16 protein-coding genes are annotated in these 19,084 nt (G+C 72.5%); 9 read left to right on the top strand and 7 right to left on the bottom strand.

Annotated features, from left to right (window positions below; all coding sequences use genetic code 11):
- Window positions 1-88: 88 nt before the first annotated feature.
- The 3 genes from ABZ854_RS04785 to ABZ854_RS04775 form a co-directional block, all read right to left on the bottom strand.
- Window positions 89-2,506: a dolichyl-phosphate beta-glucosyltransferase gene (locus ABZ854_RS04785; RefSeq protein WP_361204208.1), complete on the bottom strand. Its 2,418-nt coding sequence runs from the start codon at window positions 2,504-2,506 to the stop codon at window positions 89-91.
- A 14-nt stretch (window positions 2,507-2,520) separates the two neighbouring features.
- Window positions 2,521-3,213, bottom strand: coding sequence for a GntR family transcriptional regulator (locus ABZ854_RS04780; protein WP_361204205.1), 693 nt, complete (start codon window positions 3,211-3,213; stop codon window positions 2,521-2,523).
- A 146-nt stretch (window positions 3,214-3,359) separates the two neighbouring features.
- Window positions 3,360-4,721 (bottom strand): aspartate aminotransferase family protein, encoded by a 1,362-nt coding sequence (locus ABZ854_RS04775; protein ID WP_361204202.1) that lies wholly within the window; start codon window positions 4,719-4,721, stop codon window positions 3,360-3,362.
- A gap of 256 nt (window positions 4,722-4,977) precedes the next feature.
- Here ABZ854_RS04775 and ABZ854_RS04770 point away from each other — a divergent pair, with 256 nt between their 5' ends.
- Window positions 4,978-6,819: a serine/threonine-protein kinase gene (locus ABZ854_RS04770; protein WP_361204200.1), complete on the top strand. Its 1,842-nt coding sequence runs from the start codon at window positions 4,978-4,980 to the stop codon at window positions 6,817-6,819.
- 344 nt (window positions 6,820-7,163) lie between these two features.
- Here the strand turns inward: ABZ854_RS04770 and ABZ854_RS04765 are convergent, their stop codons facing one another.
- Window positions 7,164-7,913 (bottom strand): SLATT domain-containing protein, encoded by a 750-nt coding sequence (locus tag ABZ854_RS04765; RefSeq protein WP_361204197.1) that lies wholly within the window; start codon window positions 7,911-7,913, stop codon window positions 7,164-7,166.
- Between the two features lie 245 nt (window positions 7,914-8,158).
- Between ABZ854_RS04765 and ABZ854_RS04760 the strand changes: the two genes are divergently transcribed.
- The 3 genes from ABZ854_RS04760 to ABZ854_RS04750 are packed head-to-tail and all read left to right on the top strand — an operon-like array spanning window position 8,159 to window position 9,816.
- Complete coding sequence (locus ABZ854_RS04760) at window positions 8,159-8,503, top strand: YbaB/EbfC family nucleoid-associated protein (RefSeq protein ID WP_361204364.1); 345 nt, start codon at window positions 8,159-8,161, stop codon at window positions 8,501-8,503.
- A 49-nt stretch (window positions 8,504-8,552) separates the two neighbouring features.
- On the top strand, window positions 8,553-9,152 hold the full coding sequence (gene recR, locus ABZ854_RS04755; RefSeq protein ID WP_361204194.1) for a recombination mediator RecR: 600 nt from the start codon (window positions 8,553-8,555) through the stop codon (window positions 9,150-9,152).
- Window positions 9,145-9,816, top strand: coding sequence for a DUF5063 domain-containing protein (locus tag ABZ854_RS04750; RefSeq protein WP_361204191.1), 672 nt, complete (start codon window positions 9,145-9,147; stop codon window positions 9,814-9,816). The genes recR and ABZ854_RS04750 overlap by 8 nt, the downstream gene beginning before the upstream one ends.
- A gap of 12 nt (window positions 9,817-9,828) precedes the next feature.
- Here the strand turns inward: ABZ854_RS04750 and ABZ854_RS04745 are convergent, their stop codons facing one another.
- The gene (locus ABZ854_RS04745; protein WP_361204188.1) at window positions 9,829-10,137 is read right to left on the bottom strand and encodes a hypothetical protein; all 309 of its coding nucleotides are present in this window, start codon (window positions 10,135-10,137) and stop codon (window positions 9,829-9,831) included.
- A 239-nt stretch (window positions 10,138-10,376) separates the two neighbouring features.
- Between ABZ854_RS04745 and ABZ854_RS04740 the strand changes: the two genes are divergently transcribed.
- The 4 genes from ABZ854_RS04740 to ABZ854_RS04725 all read left to right on the top strand — a co-directional run bounded on the left by ABZ854_RS04740 (window position 10,377) and on the right by ABZ854_RS04725 (window position 14,947).
- A complete protein-coding gene (locus ABZ854_RS04740; RefSeq protein WP_361204185.1) occupies window positions 10,377-11,654 on the top strand; it encodes an aspartate kinase in 1,278 nt (425 codons plus the stop codon).
- Window positions 11,651-12,706: an aspartate-semialdehyde dehydrogenase gene (locus tag ABZ854_RS04735; RefSeq protein WP_361204182.1), complete on the top strand. Its 1,056-nt coding sequence runs from the start codon at window positions 11,651-11,653 to the stop codon at window positions 12,704-12,706. The genes ABZ854_RS04740 and ABZ854_RS04735 overlap by 4 nt, the downstream gene beginning before the upstream one ends.
- 473 nt (window positions 12,707-13,179) lie before the next feature.
- Window positions 13,180-13,758, top strand: a complete 579-nt coding sequence (locus ABZ854_RS04730) for a SigE family RNA polymerase sigma factor (protein ID WP_129311887.1) — start codon at window positions 13,180-13,182, stop codon at window positions 13,756-13,758.
- Between the two features lie 130 nt (window positions 13,759-13,888).
- Complete coding sequence (locus ABZ854_RS04725; protein WP_361204179.1) at window positions 13,889-14,947, top strand: hypothetical protein; 1,059 nt, start codon at window positions 13,889-13,891, stop codon at window positions 14,945-14,947.
- A 16-nt stretch (window positions 14,948-14,963) separates the two neighbouring features.
- On the opposite strand, the gene ABZ854_RS04720 is transcribed toward ABZ854_RS04725, so the two are convergent.
- Both ABZ854_RS04720 and ABZ854_RS04715 read right to left on the bottom strand, forming a co-directional pair.
- The gene (locus ABZ854_RS04720; protein WP_361204177.1) at window positions 14,964-15,782 is read right to left on the bottom strand and encodes an SURF1 family protein; all 819 of its coding nucleotides are present in this window, start codon (window positions 15,780-15,782) and stop codon (window positions 14,964-14,966) included.
- Between the two features lie 42 nt (window positions 15,783-15,824).
- Entirely contained in the window at window positions 15,825-16,736 is a 912-nt protein-coding gene (locus tag ABZ854_RS04715) for a class I SAM-dependent methyltransferase (protein ID WP_361204174.1), read from the bottom strand.
- Window positions 16,737-16,897: 161 nt separating this feature from the next.
- Between ABZ854_RS04715 and ABZ854_RS04710 the strand changes: the two genes are divergently transcribed.
- Window positions 16,898-18,673, top strand: a complete 1,776-nt coding sequence (locus tag ABZ854_RS04710; RefSeq protein ID WP_361204359.1) for a prolyl oligopeptidase family serine peptidase — start codon at window positions 16,898-16,900, stop codon at window positions 18,671-18,673.
- Window positions 18,674-19,084 lie beyond the last annotated feature (411 nt).

The raw sequence follows: 19,084 nt of genomic DNA, 5'->3' as shown, positions 1-19,084 counted from the left end.
GGGCTCCTCGGATCGGGACTCGGCCACCGTCCCCGGTCTCGGGACGGCGCCGGTAGTGGTCAGGAAGAGTAGTCGGTGCGCGGCGGACTCAGGTCCCTTTGTGCAGGTCCCATACCCATACCCCGCCGGTCCACGTGCCCTCTCGCCCGGTCAGCTTCTTCAGGACCGTGCGCAGGGCGCCGTCGTTGGGCTGCGGGGCCAGCACCAGGCAGCCCGCCCTCCAGTAGGCGAAGTCCTGCTCGGCCTGGGTCTGCCAGTCCTTGCCGAGGGCCGGGACCACGCCCGTGTAGCGGACGTCGCGCAGCATGTTGGAGGTGATGCGCGGGGCGGCGCCGTAGATGCCGATGTGGTCCGGTCCCCAGGGGCCGTTGTAGTAGCCGCCCGGGATTTTGAAGCCGAGGTGGGCGGCCGTCTGCCAGTGCAGGCCCTCGGAGGCGCCCGGGTCGGGCAGCGGCACGGGGACGAGGGACTCGCCGGGGCGGACGTACGACTTCCACATCCCGGCGGTGATGAACTCTGGGACCGGCGCCCGGTCGGTGGACTTCAGCGGGGCCGGGATCAGGGGGAGCAGGGCGAGGGTGACGCCGAGCAGGCCCAGGTACTGGGTGGCGCGGTCGCGGGAGACGGCCACGCGGTCCAGGGCGAGGGCGAGGAGCATGCCGAGTGCGGGGGCGCAGATCATCGCGACCCGGCCCTCGATCACCGACTCGAAGAGCGGCTTGTGGGCGACCAGCGCCCACGGGCCGGGAATGACCGTGTCGGTGAGCGGGATGCGGATCTTCTGGCCGAAGGAGAGCACGGCGGCGGCCACGGCGGTGAAGGCGAGCGCCTTGACGAGCGCGCGGTCCCAGAGCCGTACGGTGATCGCGAACGCGGCGGCGATCAGCGGCCAGCCGTAGAACGCGTTCTGCTCGGTGGGGTTGAGGGAGAGCGCGTTCGCCGTGTCGGCGTCGCCCGCGATCAGGGAGCGTTCGGCGAAGGCGAGCATCGACAGCGGGCTGTTGCCGGCGTTGTCGCCGTGCGCGATGCCGGCGTAGCTCTGCGGTCCGGCGAACTGCCAGTACAGCGGGTAGGCGACGAGCGGGAGGCAGACCGCGCCGGCGATCAGCAGGCCCTGGAGGAGGGGCCGCCAGGCGGCTCGGGCCGCGTCCGGGCGTACGGCACCGTAGGCGGCGGCGAACAGCAGCATGCCGAGGGCCGCGAGGAGCAGCGGTTCCTCGCCGAGGAGGATCTGGTAGGCCGTCATCAGCCCGAGCACGGTCCCGTCCCGGACCACGCGGGCGCCCGTGGTCAGGCGCAGGGTGCGCTCGATGATCAGCGGGATCATGAAGAGGACGACGAAGTTGGGGTGCGCGTTGGCGTGGCTGACCATCGGCGGCGCGAACGCGGCCAGCGACGCTCCGACGAAGGCCGCGGCCCGGTGCCGTACGACCCGTTTCGCTATCAGCCGGTACCAGGCGAACGCGGTCGCGGCCAGGCCCAGCGTCATGCAGAGGCTGAGGGCGACGGCCGGGCCGAACAGCAGCGTGACGGGCGTGAACGGCACGGACAGGCCGAGCATCACCGTGTTGGCCATCAGGTTGACCCCGTCGGGGAAGCCCTGGAGGTCGGTGAAGAACGGGTTGTGCAGGTGAGCCACGTTGTGGGCGGTGACCGCGAAGAACCACTCCCACTGGTTCTGGTCCTGCATGGAGTCGGTCAGGTAGCGGTGCGCCGGGTCGAAGAAGCGGCCCGAGTACAGGGTCACCGACATCAGCAGGAACAGGACGGCGGCGAGGAGGTGCGCCCGGCTCAGGGTGCGGGCGCGGATGCGGGCGAGGTCGGTGAGGACGCGCGGGTAGTCGAGCGGGCCGACCTTGGAGCCGGGCTGGTGGCCCCAGCGGACCGGGACCTCGGCGACCGGCAGCCCCGCCCGGTGGAAGTGGTGCAGCACCTCCACGTCGATGCCCCAGCCGTCCAGCCGGGCGGCGCCGAACGCCTCCCGGGCCCGGTCGCCCTCGAACAGCTTGAACCCGCACTGCGTGTCCCGTATCCCGGGCACGGCCACCGCCCGGATCAGCACGTTCCCGGCCCGGCCCATCAGCTCACGGACCCGGTGCTGCCGGTTCGCTATGTCGGCGCCCGGCACCGACCGGGAGCCTATCGCGGCCGCGTTGCCCTCGCTGAGCGCCTTGTCGAGCCGCTCCAGTTCCTCGATCGGCGCGGCCAGGTCGGCGTCGGTGACCAGCACGCGCCGCCCGCGGGACTCGGCGACGCCCAGGCGCAGCGCGTGCCCCTTGCCCCGGTTGCGGTCACCGGTGACGAGCCGGACGCCGGGCCGGTGCAGCTCGGGCACCTCGCGGGTGCCGTCGGTCGAGCCGTCGTCGGCGACGATCACCTCCCAGGAGCCCCAGCGGCCCGCGGTCTCGGTGAGGTAGCCGGTGATGGCGTCGAGGGTGGGGCCGAGGCGGGTCTCCTCGTTGTAGGCGGGGACGACGACGGACAGGTCGACGGTGCCGGTGTCCATGCCGGTACGGTCGCTCATCCGGCGGCCAGCCGCTCGATGAGGTCGAGGGCGTGGGCGTTGGCGGCGGCGACGATCGCGCGGGCGGCCTCAGCCTCCCGGCGGCCGAGCGCGTCGACGAGGTCGGTGTGCCCGGCCCACAGCCGGCCGCGTATGTCGGGCAGCCGGCGCAGGTGCTGCACCGCGCACACCCAGGACTGCACGCGCAGCCGGTGCAGGAAGTCGGCGAGGTAGGGGTTGCCGAACAGGTTGCTCAGCTCGCGCCAGAACCTCAGGTCGTAGCCGATCAGCACGGTCAGGTCGCCGGAGGCGGCGGCCCGCTGCGCCTCCTCGCCGCGCCGGCGCACGGCGGCCAGGGCGGCGGCGGTACGGGGGTCCTCGGGGACGCGGAAGGCCGGGTGGCCGTCGCCGAGGGCGCTGAACATGCCGTTGGTGACGAGGGCCCGGGCGTCGATCATGTGCCGGTAGTCGGCGAGGGAGTACTCCGGGACCCGGAAGCCGCGGTGCTGGTCGGCCTCCAGGATGCCCTGTGCGGACAGGTCGACGAGCGCCTCGCGGACCGGGGTCGCGGACACGCCGTACTGGTCGGCGATCTCCTTGACGGTGAAGGCGCGGCCCGGCTGCAACCGTCCGGCCAGCACCTCGTCGCGCAGGGCGTCCGCGATCTGCTGGCGCAGGGTGCTGCGTGTCACGGCGACGTTGCCGGGCATCGTCCGGGCCTCTCCTCACGCGTTCGGGTGACATGCTCGCACGTACTCGCCTACACGTACGAGCACGCCACCTTACGCGTTCGGCTCCCCCGGCCGGCAGCCGTGACCTGGTCCCCCGGCGCTACCGGAAGCGGGCTTCCGGAGCCCTATGCACCGGTGGTGTGACCGTCGGCGACCGTCAGGGCCGCGTCGAGGGCCGCGAAGCCCTCCTTCAGTTCGAGCTCGGTCACGTTGCACGGGGGCACCACGTGGGTGCGGTTCATGTTCACGAAGGGCCACAGACCGTGCTGCTTGGCCGTGGCGGCGAAGGCGGCCATGGGCGCGTTCGCCGCGCCGGTCGCGTTGTACGGCACGAGCGGCTCGCGGGTCTCGCGGTCCTTGACCAGCTCCAGCGCCCAGAACATGCCGGTGCCGCGCACCTCGCCGACGCTGGGGTGCCGCTCGGCCAGCTCGCGCAGGGCGGGCCCGACCACGCTCTCGCCGAGCCGCCGGGCGTTCTCCACGACGCCCTCCTCCGCCATCACGTTGATCGTGGCGACGGCGGCGGCGCAGGCCAGCGGGTGCCCGGAGTAGGTCAGGCCGCCCGGGTAGGGGCGCTTGCCGAAGGTGTCGGCGATCTTCTCCGAGATGGCGACACCGCCGAGCGGGACGTACCCGGAGTTCACTCCCTTGGCGAAGGTCATCAGGTCCGGGACGACGTCGTACAGGCCGGCCGCGAACCACTCGCCGGTCCGCCCGAACCCGGCCATGACCTCGTCGAGGACGAACACGATGCCGTGCCGGTCGCACAGCTCCCGCACCCCGGCGAGGTAGCCGGGCGGCGGCATCATGATCCCGGCCGTGCCGGGGACGGTCTCCAGGATGATCGCGGCGATCGTCCCCGGACCCTCGAAGGTGATGGTCGTCTCCAGGTGCTCCAGCGCCCGCGCGCACTCCTGCTCCTCGGTCTCGGCGTAGAAGCGGGAGCGGTACAGGTAGGGCGCCCAGAAGTGCACGGCGCCGGCCGTGCCGCTGTCGGAGGCCCAGCGGCGCGGGTCGCCGGTGATGTTCACGGCCTGCTGCGTGCCGCCGTGGTAGGAGCGGTACGCCGAGAGCACCTTCGGGCGGCCCGTGTGCAGCCGGGCCATGCGCACCGCGTGCTCGACGGCGTCGGCGCCACCGTTGGTGAAGAAGATCTTGTCCAGGTCGCCGGGGGTCCGCTCGGCGATCAGCCGGGCCGCCTCCGAACGCGCCTCGATGGCGAACGCGGGCGCGAACGTCGTCATCCGCGCGGCCTGCTCCTGGATCGCGGCGACCACCTTGGGGTGCTGGTAGCCGATGTTCGTGTAGACGAGCCCGCTGGCGAAGTCCAGGTACCGCTTGCCGTCGTAGTCCCAGAAGTACGACCCCTCGGCGCCGGCGACGGCGAGCGGGTCGATGAGCTCCTGGGCGGACCAGGAGTGGAACACGTGCGCACGGTCCGTGGCCTTCACTACGGCGCCGGCTTCGGGGTGGGGCTGAGGGGTCATGTCGGCGAGCGTAAATGTCCGCCATGCGGAAGCGGTATCGGCGTCTTGTTCTGTGGGCGGAGGCTTTTTACGACAGGTTGTCGGGTGGGCGCCTCCCGCGGTACGCCCGCTCCGGGTGCCGAAGGGGCGGGGGCGGGGCGGGTCCGCCTGTCGCGGAGCCCTGTTACGGAACCGTAGACGGCGGGCCGTACGACTCCCCGGGGGCCCGCACTATTCTCGGTCCGTTGCACACATGTGGGGGGAAGGCGGGGCGGCCATGGAGAAGCTCGGGCCGGGCGATCCGCAGGGGATCGGGGCGTACCGGCTGCTGGCGCGGCTGGGCGCGGGCGGCATGGGGAACGTGTACCTCGCCCGCTCGGACCGGGGCCGTACCGTCGCCGTGAAACTGGTCCGCGAGGAGCTGGCCGCGCAGGAGGAGTTCCGGGCGCGGTTCCGGCAGGAGGTGCGGGCCGCGCGGCAGGTCGGCGGTCACTGGACCGCGCCCGTGCTGGACGCGGACACCGAGGCCGCCGTGCCGTGGGTCGCCACCGGGTACGTCGCCGGGCCCAGCCTGCAGCAGGTCGTCGGCCACGACCACGGGGCGCTGCCCGAGCGGTCGGTACGGATCCTGGGCGCCGGACTGGCGAACGCGCTGAAGGACATCCACGCGGCCGGGCTGATCCACCGCGACCTGAAGCCGTCCAACGTGCTGGTCACCATCGACGGCCCGCGCGTCATCGACTTCGGCATCGCGCGGGCCCTGGAGACCGTCACGGACGCCGGCCTGACCCGGACCGGCGCGCTCGTCGGCTCGCCCGGGTTCATGGCGCCCGAGCAGGTGCGGGGCGACCGCGTCACCCCGGCCTGCGACGTCTTCTGCCTCGGCTCCGTCCTCGCCTACGCCGCCACCGGCACGCTGCCCTTCGGCACCGCGGACAGCGGCGTGCACGCGCTGATGTTCCGCATCGCCGAGCACGAGCCCGACCTGGAGGCGGTGCCCGAGGGGATCGCCGACCTGGTCCGCGCGTGCCTGCGCAAGGACCCGGCCGCCCGGCCGACCCTGGACCAGATCCTGCGGCGCACGGGCGCCGAGGACACGGTGACCGGCGGCCGCTCCCGCGACCCGTGGCTCCCGAGCGCGCTGGTAGCCCAGCTGGGGCGACACGCGGTGGGCCTGCTGGAGGTGGAGGACCCAGCGGGGGAGGGGGCCGCGGGGGCGGGGGCTGTCGGATCTGCGGGGCCTTCGGGGACGGATGCGGGGTCGGCCGTGCCGCCGGTGCCGAGTGGGCCGCCTTCCGGGGCGCCGGTCGCGGGCGGGGCGCCCTCGACCCCGCCGATGCAAGGGGCCCCGGCCGAGCTGAACCATCTGCCGACCATGGTGTCCGGACAGACTCCGCCGCCTCCGGGGTACGCCCCGGCCGGCGGCATGTACGGCTACCCGCCGCAGGCGCCCGCGCCCTACGCCTCCTACGGCGGCGGGCTCGGGGCCACCGCGCCGTATCCGCCCGGACCGGTGACGGCAGGGTTCGGGCAGGAGCCCGAGCGGCGGAGCAGACGGTCCACGGCGCTGCTCGCGGTGATCGCGGTGGTCGTGGCGCTGGGCGCGGGCGGGGCGGTCTACGCGCTGATGAACCGGGGCGGGCACGACACGGCGGGCGGCACGGGCGGGGGCAAGGGGGGACCGGGTCCGACGGCCACGGCGAGTACGTCGCCGACGACGTCTTCCTCGGCATCGGCATCGGCGTCGGACTCGGCCTCGGCTTCGGCGGTTCCGGACGCGTATCTCGGGACGTGGCAGGCGTCGATCGAGAACGCCAACGGGTCGAATCCGCGTGCGCTGACCATTCAGCAGGGGGAGGTGGGTGACACGGTGCTGACGCTGGTGGCCGACGGGCCCACCGCGGGCGGGGGGACGTACCACTGCGTCTTCTCCGCCCCGCTGGCCCAACAGCCCGGTGGGTCGGGGCCGTTGGAGATCGGCCCCTCCACGGTCACCTCCGGCGAGCCCCTCTCCTCGTGCTCCCCCGGGGAGGCCACGGAGGTCACCTTGCAGCCGGACGGGACGCTGCGGCGAGCGAAGGTGGGGGGCGGCGAGAGCCTGACGTACACGAAGCGGTGAGGCTGCCGCCGGCTCGTCTGTGAGTGCGGCTCCGTCGGTGGCCGGCCGCGCAGTTCCCCGCGCCGCTTCAGGGCGCTGCCCCGCCGGGCCGTCGTTCGCCTGCGGGTGCGTCGTGGCTGGTCGCGCAGTTCCCCGCGCCGCTTCAGGGCGCTGCCCCGCCGGGCCGTCGTTCGCCTGCGGGCGCGTCGTGGCTGGTCGCGCAGTTCCCCGCGCCCCTGACGGGGCACGTCCGTCCCCACCCAGCTGCGGGCATGCGTGCCGCCAGGGGCGGCACGGGTGGGCGCAGCGGCACCCGGCGAACGCCGGTGAGTGGACCCACCCGCCCCGGCCGGCGGGGCCTGGTTCTACCTCGGTTCCGGGGGGCGTTGGCGGGGCATGTTGGGGCGGGTGCCGTTGGCGGGGGGGAGGGGGTAGCGGCCGGGGGCGGACCCGGGGTCCGGGCGGGCGCCCGGGGACATCGACGCCTGGATGCCGAGCGGCGCCGACCCGGTCCGGAACTCCACCATCCAGTCGGCCGTCTCCGTCCGCACCAACTCGCTCACATCCTCCGAGAACCGCCGCAGCACCCCCAGACACCGCTCCGCCGCCTCACCAGCCGTCCCCTCCGCGGGCCCCAGCACCTCCCGCACACTCTCCGACGCCCAGTCGAACTGCAGCACCTGCAACCGCCGCTGCACCGCCTGCGCCGTGGCCAGGTCCCTTATCCACCCGGACGTCACCCCGAAGAACCGGTCCACCCCCACACAGGCCACCGCGAGCAGCAGCGCCAGGTACCCCCAGGGGGCCACCCCACCCACCACCCCGGTCAGATCCAGCAGCGGCAGCGCCGCCCCGCACACCGCCCCCGCCGCCGCCCCGCCCCGCAGCACCCGCGCGCCCCGCCGCTTCCACACCCGGTCCGCGAGGTACCACGCGGAGGTCTGCAACGCCCCGCGCTCCACCCACCGGTACATCTCGTCGAGCCGTCGCGCCGGCTCGCCCCAGTCGCCGAGCGGCAGGCACCGCCCGGTCAGATCGCCCGGCCGCAGCCCGGCCGCCCCCTCACCCGGCCCGTCCTGCGGCGGACCCTCGGGCTGCATCTCCGGCTGACCCACCCGGCACTCCCTCCGAACGACCGGTCACATCGCGTGACAATCCCTGCACCATCCCTGCCGACACGCGGCACCCTTCCTACTGCCCAATGGGTGGCTGAGAGGCTGCTTTCCCGGCTTTTCCGCCCGGAAGTGGGCCTTGATCAGGTATAGGACTGCCCCCTCTCTCACTCGAAAGAGTGGCGGAGCGATGGCCGCGTGGACCACGTAGGCTCGTGCACAAGGAGAAGGACGAAGAGGAGCTGATCGTGATCCCCGGTGGTGGCCAGCCCAACATGCAGCAGTTGCTCCAGCAGGCCCAGAAGATGCAGCAGGATCTGGCCCGCGCCCAGGAGGAACTGGCGAACACGGAGGTCGACGGGCAGGCGGGCGGTGGTCTGGTGAAGGCCACCGTGACCGGCTCCGGCGAACTGCGCGCGTTGAAGATCGACCCGAAGGCGGTGGACCCGGAGGACACCGAGACCCTCGCCGACCTGATCGTGGCCGCCGTGCACGCGGCGAACGAGAACGCGCAGACGCTCCAGCAGCAGAAGCTCGGCCCGCTCGCGCAGGGACTCGGCGGCGGCAGCGGCATTCCCGGTCTGCCGTTCTGACGCCGGGCCAACTACGGTACGTACCGACAGCTGAAGGAAGGGCGGTCCGGTGTACGAAGGCGTGGTCCAGGACCTCATCGACGAGTTGGGGCGGTTGCCCGGCGTCGGTCCCAAGAGCGCGCAGCGGATCGCCTTCCACGTCCTCCAGGCCGAGCCGACGGACGTCAAGCGGCTCGCGCACGCGCTCCTGGAAGTGAAGGCGAAGGTCCGCTTCTGCGCGACCTGCGGCAACGTGGCGCAGGAGGAGCTGTGCAACATCTGCCGTGACCCGCGTCGCGACCCCGCGGTCATCTGCGTCGTGGAGGAACCGAAGGACGTCGTCGCGATCGAGCGCACCCGGGAGTTCCGTGGCAAGTACCACGTCCTCGGCGGCGCGATCAGCCCGATCGAGGGTGTGGGACCCGACGACCTGCGTATACGGGAACTTCTCACGCGGTTGGCCGACGGGACGGTCACGGAGCTGATCCTGGCCACCGACCCGAACCTGGAGGGCGAGGCCACGGCGACGTACCTCGCCCGCATGATCAAACCCATGGGCCTGAAGGTCACCCGCCTGGCCAGCGGCCTCCCGGTGGGTGGCGACCTGGAATACGCGGACGAGGTCACCCTCGGACGTGCCTTCGAGGGGAGACGACTCCTAGATGTCTGACGCCACGCTGCACGCCACAGCGCAGAACCCGGACGACTTCGCGGTCCAGATCGCGGACCAGATCGAGAGTTTCCTGGTGGCGGTCACCGAGGTGGCGAAGGGCGACGAGCCCGACTCCGCCGTGCCCTTCCTGCTGCTGGAGGTCTCCCAGCTGCTGCTGGCCGGCGGCCGGCTGGGCGCCCACGAGGACATCGTCCCCGACGAGCGCTACGAGCCCGACCTGGGCCCGGAGGGCGACGCCGACACCCTGCGCGAGAACCTCGCCCGGCTGCTGGAGCCGATCGACGTCTACTCCGAGGTGTTCGACCCGTACGAGCCCCGTACGGCCCCGGTCCCGGCCCGTATCTCGGACGACCTCGCGGACGTCATCACCGACCTGCGTCACGGCATGGCCCACTACCGCGCGGGCCGCACCACCGAGGCCCTGTGGTGGTGGCAGTTCTCGTACTTCTCCAACTGGGGCGGTACGGCGTCCGCCACCCTGCGCGCCCTGCAGTCGCTGGTGGCCCACGTCCGCCTCAACCAGCCCCTGGAGGAGCTGGACGGCCTCGACACCGACCAGGCCATGGGCGACGAGACCCTGGAGTTCGAGGCCGGCCGAGTCATGGCGGAGGAGATCGGCGGCCCCCTCGGCATGCGCCCGGCGAAGTCCCAGTCGAAGTAGGGCGCGCGGGCCTCAGTCGCCGACCTTGAGCCATACGGCGATGCCGATGACGAACACGACGGCCATCAGCACCTTGCCGTAGAAGAAGGCGAGCGTGCTGCCGCTGATCGCGAGCCACATGCGCCGGCTGTGCCGCAGGCCGGGGATCCAGGACGCGGCCACCATGCCCAGCGGCATGCACACGCCCCAGCTGAGGGGTGCGGGAAGAGGTGTCGTCAGCTGCGCCGCCCCGGCGAGCAGGAGGGCGACCGGCGTCCACACGGCCGGTACCACCCACCACGGGCGGGTGACGGCGGGCGGCGGAGACGGTGTCGTATGCATGCCCCCACTCCACCCCGCCGCCCTGGGCGCCCGGCACCGTACGCGTACTCATCCCGCCCGCCCCGCTGCTCATGCACCGCCTCCGCGCTGTGACCCGGCGCACTTTGTGAGTGCTCCGGGCCGCGCTGGGCATGTGCCGGAAGCGGGCGTGCCGATGTCTCACCATGCGGGAGCAGGACGGTGAAATTCGGGCGCTCGATAGACTGAGCCGACACAAACGAACCGAGCGAGGAGCGCACGTGGGCCTTGTCGTGCAGAAGTACGGAGGCTCCTCCGTAGCCGATGCCGAGGGCATCAAGCGCGTCGCCAAGCGGATCGTGGAAGCCAAGAAGAACGGCAACCAGGTGGTTGTCGTGGTCTCCGCGATGGGCGACACGACGGACGAGCTGATCGATCTCGCCGAGCAGGTATCCCCGATGCCTGCCGGACGTGAGTTCGACATGCTGCTGACCGCCGGAGAGCGGATCTCCATGGCCCTCCTGGCGATGGCGATCAAAAACCTGGGTCACGAGGCCCAGTCGTTCACCGGCAGCCAGGCAGGCGTGATCACCGACTCGGTCCACAACAAAGCCCGGATCATCGACGTCACGCCGGGCCGGATCCGGACCGCGCTGGACGAGGGCAACATCGCGATCGTCGCCGGTTTCCAGGGCGTCAGCGCCGACAAGAAGGACATCACCACGCTGGGCCGTGGCGGTTCCGACACCACGGCCGTGGCGCTGGCCGCCGCGCTCGACGCCGAGGTCTGCGAGATCTACACCGACGTGGACGGCGTGTTCACCGCCGACCCGCGCGTGGTGAAGAAGGCGAAGAAGATCGACTGGATCTCCTTCGAGGACATGCTGGAGCTGGCCGCGTCCGGTTCCAAGGTGCTGCTCCACCGCTGTGTGGAGTACGCCCGCCGCTACAACATCCCGATCCACGTCCGGTCGTCCTTCAGCGGACTGCAGGGCACGTGGGTCAGCAGTGAGCCGATCGAGCAAGGGGACAAGAAGGTGGAGCAGGCCATCATCTCCGGTGTCGCGCACGACACCTCCGAGGCCAAGATCACGGTCGTCGGTGTCCCCGACAAGCCGGGCGAGGCCGCGTCCATCTTCCGGACCATCGCCGACGCGCAGATCAACATCGACATGGTCGTGCAGAACGTGTCCGCCGCCTCCACCGGGCTGACCGACATCTCCTTCACGCTGCCGAAGACCGAGGGCCGCAAGGCGATCGACGCGCTGGAGAAGAACCGCCCCGGCATCGGCTTCGACTCGCTGCGCTACGACGACCAGATCGGCAAGATCTCCCTGGTCGGCGCCGGTATGAAGACCAACCCGGGTGTCACGGCCGACTTCTTCACGGCGCTGTCCGACGCGGGCGTGAACATCGAGCTGATCTCGACCTCCGAGATCCGCATCTCGGTGGTCACCCGCAAGGACGACGTGCCGGAGGCCGTGCGCGCCGTGCACTCCGCCTTCGGGCTCGACTCCGACACGGACGAGGCCGTCGTCTACGGAGGCACCGGCCGATGAAGCCACGCCCGACGCTCGCGGTCGTGGGAGCGACCGGAGCCGTCGGCGCGGTCATGCTCCGGATCCTGTCCCAGCGGGCGGACATCTGGGGCGAGATCCGTCTGATCGCCTCCCCGCGCTCGGCCGGCCGCAAGCTGGCCGTGCGCGGCGAGGAGGTCGAGGTCGTGGCTCTGAGCGAAGAGGCGTTCGACGGGGTCGACGTCGCGATGTTCGACGTGCCCGACGAGGTCGCCGCCCAGTGGGCGCCGGTCGCCGTCGCGCGCGGCGCGGTCGTCGTCGACAACTCCGGGGCGTTCCGGATGGACCCGGACGTGCCCCTGGTGGTGCCCGAGGTCAACGCGCACACCGCCCGGGTCCGCCCGCGCGGAATCATCGCCAACCCCAACTGCACGACCCTGACCATGATCGTCGCCCTGGGCGCGCTGCACGCCGAGTTCGGGCTGCGCGAGCTGGTGGTGTCGTCGTACCAGGCGGTCAGCGGGGCCGGGCGGGCCGGCGTGGACGCGTTGCGGGCCCAGCTGTCCCTGGTGGCCGGCACGGAGCTGGGGACCAGCCCCGGTGACGTACGGCGGGCCGTGGGGGACAACACCGGGCCGTTCCCGGAGCCGGTCGCGCTGAACGTCGTGCCGTGGGCCGGGTCGCTCAGGGAGGACGGCTGGTCCTCGGAGGAGATGAAGGTCCGGGACGAGTCCCGCAAGATCCTCGGGCTGCCGAAGCTGCCGGTCGCCGTGACCTGCGTCCGGGTGCCGGTGGTCACCACGCACTCCCTGACCGTGCACGCCCGCTTCCAGGGCGAGGTCAGCGTCGACGGCGCCCGCGAGATCCTCGCCACCGCGCCCGGCGTGGTGCTGTGCGACGATCCGGCCGCCGGCGAGTTCCCCACCCCGGCCGACGTGGTCGGCACCGATCCGACCTGGGTCGGGCGGGTCCGGCGGGCCCTGGACGACCCGACCGCGCTCGAACTGTTCGTCTGCGGCGACAACCTCCGCAAGGGCGCCGCGCTCAACACCGCGCAGATCGCCGAACTGGTGGCCGCCGAGGCGACGGCCTGACGCGGTCACAGTCATCGGCGTGCCGCGGTGCGCTGCCGGGTCGTCGGCGTGACGAGACGAACAGTCATTCCCACGTAAGGGCTTTGTAGGATCACCGTAAGAAAATGTGTCGGTGCTGTGGTCCATACCACTTGAACCACAGCACCCGGCGACAGACGATTTTCTCCCCGCCTTCCGCAACCACGCGCAGGGCGGGGAGCGTCTTTGCGGTCACCCTTGCGGGGTGTGGCACGTGAAGACCGATGCGTGGGGACGCGATGGGCGGGCGTGGGGACGCCCGGTCATCCGGGACATAGGGGATGAGCGGGACGCATGACGGGATCTGAGGCGTCGTCGGCTGTCGCACATGTGATGCCCGGCACGTACAACCCTGGCGGGGGCAGACGTGTCCAACAGGCGTGGCAGAGGTACTCGAACTCAACTCGGCCCTGCGGCCGCCCCGCGCGGCGCTCGGGGCGCGTCTCGCCGGCGGCATGCCGGTGATCGCGCCCATGCCCGCGACGCGGCCGACCCGCATACCCAGCCAGCGTGACGGCGCGGAGGAGGCGGTGGCCGCCGGCACGACCGTCGACCACCTCACCGAGACCTACCGGGCGCACTACCGCTCGCTCCTCGGCCTCGCCGCGCTCCTCCTCGACGACACCGCCTCCTGCGAGGACGTCGTCCAGGAAGCCTTCATCCGCGTCCACTCGGCCCGCAAACGCGTCCGGGACCCCGAGAAGACCCTGGCCTATCTCCGGCAGACCGTCGTCAACCTCTCCCGCTCCGCCCTGCGTCGGCGCATCCTCGGCCTGAAGCTGCTCGCCAAGCCGATGCCCGACATGGCGAGCGCGGAGGAGGGTGCCTACGACCAGCTGGAGCGCCGCGACCTCATCAAGGCGATGAAGGGCCTCCAGCGCCGCCAGCGCGAGGTGCTGGTGCTGCGCTACTTCGCGGACATGACCGAGGCCCAGGTCGCCGAGACCCTGGGGATATCCCTGGGTTCGGTGAAGGCGTACGGCTCGCGCGGGATCGCCGCCCTGCGGGTGGCCATGGAGGCGGCGTCGGCATGAGCGCGCACCCCGGTCGCCTGAGCACAAAGCCGGGCACAAGTACGACCACGAGCACGACCACGAGCTCAAGCACGACCACGAACACAAGCCTGACTACGAGCACACGCCACCGCACGCTGGGAACGGAACTGTGAACCACGGCCCCGACGCACAGGGCCCCGAGGAGCCCGGCCGCGAGCTGTCCCCGGACGAGCTGGCCCTGCGCCGGATGCTGCACTCGGCGGTCGACGACGTCGAACCGCAGGACGGCACGCTGGAGCACCTGCGCCGCGCGGTCCCGGCCCGCCGTGCCCGCAAGCGGCAGGCCTTCGTCGGCATGGCGGCCGCCGTGCTGTTCGTCGGCACCGCGATCCCCGCCCTGATCCACGTCTCCAACGCGGGCGGCACCGACCCCAACACGGCCATGGCCGGCCAGTCCTCCCAGGCCCAGGGCGGCACCGACCAGGGCAAGTACCCCGACGGCGGCACCGGCGACCAGCGCGACCCGGGCGGCCCGTCCGCCGGACCCGGCAAGCACACCGGCAAGACCCCCCGACCGGACACGACCGGCGACGACAACACCGCCGCGGGCAGCGGCACCGACCCCTCCGCGACGATCGCCCCGACCGTCCCTGCGTGCACGGCGGCCCAGCTGGGCTCCGCCACGGCGAGCGCCGACGCCCCCGACTCCACCGGTGTCGTCTACGGCACCTTCCGCGTCACCAACGTCTCCACCACCGCCTGCACCGTCGACGGCCCCGGCACGGTCGCCGTGACCGCGCAGGGCGCCGCCGACCAGACCAAGCTCAGCACCGTCCGGCACGTGGCCGGGGACCCGGCGGCCGCCCTGCCCGACCCCGGTCTCGAGGTCGCCGCCCTGGTGCTGCAGCCCGGCTCCGCGTACGAGGAGAAGTTCGCCTTCGTGCCCTCGGAGACCTGCCCCGCCCCCGGCGACGGCACGGCCGGCGGCAGCACGGGCGGCCCCTCGCCCCAGCCGTCTTCGAGCCAGGGCCCCAGCACGACCGGCGCCACGGACACGGGCGGTACGACCGGCACCTCGACCCAGCTCTACGGCGAGGACGGCACGCCCGCCGACGGCAGCATCACCGTCTCCCACACGCCCAAGGCCGGCTCACCGGCGACGTCCGCACCGGTGCCGGACGCCTGCGCCGGGACCGTGTACTACACCGGGGTGCTGGCGGGGACGTAGGGCCGGGCGCGGGACCTCAGAGGGCCGCCTGCTCCGCCTCTGTCTCCGTCTCCGTCTTCTGCTGTGTGTCTTCCGTCTCCGGGACCAGGCCGAGCGCCGCGTCCCTGGCGAACTCCACCTCGCGGCGCAGCAGCCGGAACCACATGAAGACCACGAAGCCCGCGAAGACGAACCACTCGCCGGTGTACCCGAGGTTCTGGAACGCCTTCAGGTCGAGCCCGGTGTTGCTCGGCACGGTCGCGGGCACGGCCTTCATGCCGGAGTCCGCGTGCTCCAGGGTGATCCAGGCGTCGTACACCTTGTACGGCACCAGGTTGACCAGGGACGCCGAGCTGATCGCGGCCGTCTGCCCGGCGGGCAGTCCGCTCTGTGAGCTGACCCCGTTGTCACCCGGCGTCTCGGAGGCCTGGAGGGCGCCGGTGACGGTGACCTCGCCGGTGGGCGGGGCGGGGGCCTTCGCCGCGTCGGGCGTGCCCGGCAGCCAGCCCCGTACGACGGGCAGGGCCCGGCCGGAGCCGGTGCGCAGCAGCGTCATCACGTAGTAGCCGGTCTTGTCGTCGAGCTGCCGGCCGGGCACCAGGAACTGCTTGTCGTAGTGGCCGGTCGCGGTGGCCAGGCGGCCCGAGGTGCTCTTGTCGACGGGCAGCAGACCGTCCAGCGGGTGGGCCGCCTCGTGCCGGTCGGAGGAGACCTGCTCGGTCGCGGCGCGCTGGTCCTGGACCCGCCCCTCGAACCGGCTCAGCTGCCACGACCCCATGAAGATGCAGAACGGGATGGCGAGCAGCACGAAGACGTTGATGCCCCACCAGCGGGAAGTCAGCAGAAACCGGTACACGCGTCAACGGTACGGCGCCCGCGCCGGTTCCCCGCCCGCGGGTCACCCCTTGCTCGCCCTGAGGGAATAGATCAGGGGAATACGGGGGTGGCCATCAGGGAAGCGGTGGTAGCCGTCCCGCACCTCGAAGTTCTCGAAGCGCGGGAACAGCGAAACGTCGTGCTCGTGCAGGAAGTCGATGCGCAGTCCGGTCGCGGCGAGCGCGGAGACCACGTCGCCGAGCGGGTGCTGCCACTCCACCGTGCGGTTGTTCACGGTGACGGCGGCCTCGTCGGCGTAGGTGCCCGGCTCGTCCCACACCTGGCCGTCCCGGGTGAAGTAGTCGCGCACGATCCGGGTGCCGGTGGCGTCGTCCAGGGCGTCGGTGATCGGGTGGAACTCGGCGAGGTACAGGAAGCCGCCGGGGGCGACGAGGGAGGCGGCCGTCTCCGCCCAGCGGCGGATGTCGGGCAGCCAGCACAGGGCGCCGAGTCCGGTGTAGACGATGTCGTACGACGCCTCGGGCACGGCCCCGGCCGCGTCGTACACGTCGCTGGTGACGAAGGCCGCCCGGTCGGGGCCGTACCCGAGGTCGGCGGCGAGGGCGCGGGCCGCCTCTATTGCCGGGGCGGAGAAGTCCAGGCCGACGACGCGGGCGGCGCCGCGGTGCGCCCAGGAGAGGGTGTCGGTGCCGATGTGGCACTGCAGGTGCAGCAGCGACTTGCCGGTGACGTCCCCGACCTCGGCCGTCTCGAAGTCGCGGAGCACGTCCGGGTGCGCGCGGAAGCCGTCCAGGTCGTAGAAGGGACCGGCGACGTGGAGGGGGACGCGCTCGTCCCAGTTGGCCCGGTTGTCCTCGCGCCAGCCGTCGGGGACGGAAGGCAGGGGAGTGACCGGTGGGGCTGAGGGTGCGGAGGGTGCTGAGGCGGCTGGCGGGGTTGCCGGTGCGGTCGGATGTGCGGCCTCTGTGGACATGATCGCAAAGTTATCCACAGGGTGCGGACAGCGGCCAGCGAATTGTCGGTGCGGCCAGGCAGTATGGGCGCATGACGGGTGCCATGAGTGAGAGCAGGACGCCGGGCGGTTCGCAGGTGCAGAAGTCGCCGAAGTCGCCGGAGGCACGGGACGTGCCGGAGATGCCGGACTGGGAGAAGCGCTTCCGCGCGCCGAGGGTGTCGTTGCCGGAGTGGGCGGAGGACGCGCCGGACCGCTCCCTGTTCGTCTCGAACGCGACGGGGACGTACGAGCTGTACGCGTGGGACCGGGCGACGGGCGCGCAGCGCCAGGCGACGGACCGGCCGAACGGGACGACGGACGGTGTGCTCTCCCCCGACGGCGCCTGGATCTGGTGGTTCGACGACAAGGACGGTGACGAGTTCGGCATCTGGCGCCGCCAGCCCTTCGGCGGCGGCGCGGACGACCCGGCCGTGCCCGGCCTCGCGCCTTCCTACCCGGCGGGCCTCGCCCTGTCCCGCGACGGCCGCACGGCGGTGGTCGGCCGCTCGACGGACGAGGACGGTACGACGATCCACCTCGCGCAGGACGGCGCGGAGACCGTGGAGATCTACCGCCACCGCGAGTCGGCGAACGTCGGCGACCTCTCGCACGACGGCTCCCTGCTGGTCATCGAGCACACCGAGCACGGTGACGCGATGCACGCGGCGCTGCGTGTGATGCGCCCGGACGGGACGCGGGTCGCCGAGCTGGACGACACCGAGGGCGGCACGGTCGAGCTGGGCCTGGAGGTGCTGGGCTTCGCCCCGGTGGAGGGCGACACCCGGCTGCTCATCGGGCACCAGCGGCGGGGCCGCTGGGAGCCGCTGGTGTGGGACGTGGGGACGGGGGAGCAGACCGACCTCGCCCTGGACCTGCCCGGCGACGTGAGCGCGGAGTGGTGCCCGGACGGCGCCTCGCTGCTGGTCGCGCACAGCTACGAGGCCCGCAGCGAGCTGTACCGCTACGACCTGGCGGGCGCGGAACTGGTCCGTGTGCCGACCCCGCCCGGCTCGGTCTCGGGGGCGACGGCCCGGCCGGACGGCAGCGTGGAGTACCTGTGGTCGTCGGCCGCGGAGCCGCCGGCGGTCCGCTCGACCGCGGGCGGCGTGGTCCTGGATCCGCCTGGCATGGCGTGCCCGCCCTCAGTGGCCGTGGAGGACGTGTGGGTGGACGGCCCCGGTGGCCGCATCCACGCCCTCGTCCAGCGCCCGGCCGGCGCGAGCGGCCCCCTCCCCACCGTCTTCGACCTGCACGGCGGCCCGACCTGGCACGACAGCGACGCGTTCGCGGCGGGCCCGGCGGCCTGGGTGGACCATGGGTACGCGGTGGTCCGCGTGAACTACCGCGGCTCCACGGGGTACGGCCGGGCCTGGACCGACGCGCTCAAGCACCGGGTCGGCCTGATCGAGCTGGAGGACGTGGCCGCGGTCCGCGAGTGGGCGGTCGCCTCGGGCCTCGCCGACCCCGCCCGCCTGGTCCTCACCGGCGGCTCCTGGGGCGGCTACCTCACCCTGCTCGGCATCGGCGTGCAGCCCGAGGCGTGGGCGGTGGGCGTGGCGGTCGTCCCGGTCGCGGACTACGTCACGGCGTACCACGACGAGATGGAGTCCCTGAAGGCGATGGACCGCACGCTGCTGGGCGGCACTCCCGAGGAGGTCCCCGACCGCTTCGAGACGTCCTCCCCGCTGACCTACGTCGACCAGGTCAAGGCCCCCGTCTACATCTCCGCCGGCGTCAACGACCCTCGCTGCCCCATCCGGCAGATCGACAACTACGTCAAACGCCTCGAAGCCCGCGGCGCCACCCACGAGGTCTACCGCTACGACGCCGGCCACGGCTCCCTGGTCGTCGACGAACGAATCAAACAGGTAACCCTGGAACTGGCCTTCACGGAGAGAGCATTGTCGACCCTGTAGACACGGGCCCCCGGCCCCCCCCCGGGCTCCCGGCTTCTCGGGCCCCCGGGCTCCCGGCTTCTCGGGCCCCCGGCTTCTCGGGCTCCCGTGCTCCCGGCTTCTCGGGCCCCCGGCTTCTCGGGCTCCCGGCCCCTGGCCCCTCGGGCCCCGGCCTCCCGGGCCAACGGGCCTCTCGGCCTCCCGGGCCACCCGGCCAACGGCCCACCCGCCCCCGCGTCCGAAGGACGGCGCGCCGCAACCCACACGGGCTGCGGCGCCCATCCCTCCTGCGTGGCGCCCCGCCCGGCTACCCCCCTGAGCGGCTCAGCCCCCGAAGCTCCCGCAGCGGCTCGTCCGCCCTCGCCCGATGCGGCAACCATTCAGCCAAGTGAGTCGGGTGGGTGGGTGGGCAAGGGGGGGCCGGGGGGGCGG

This window comes from Streptomyces sp. NPDC047028 (assembly GCF_040644095.1).
Taxonomy (GTDB): domain Bacteria; phylum Actinomycetota; class Actinomycetes; order Streptomycetales; family Streptomycetaceae; genus Streptomyces.
This window is presented reverse-complemented; position numbering and strand designations above follow the sequence as displayed.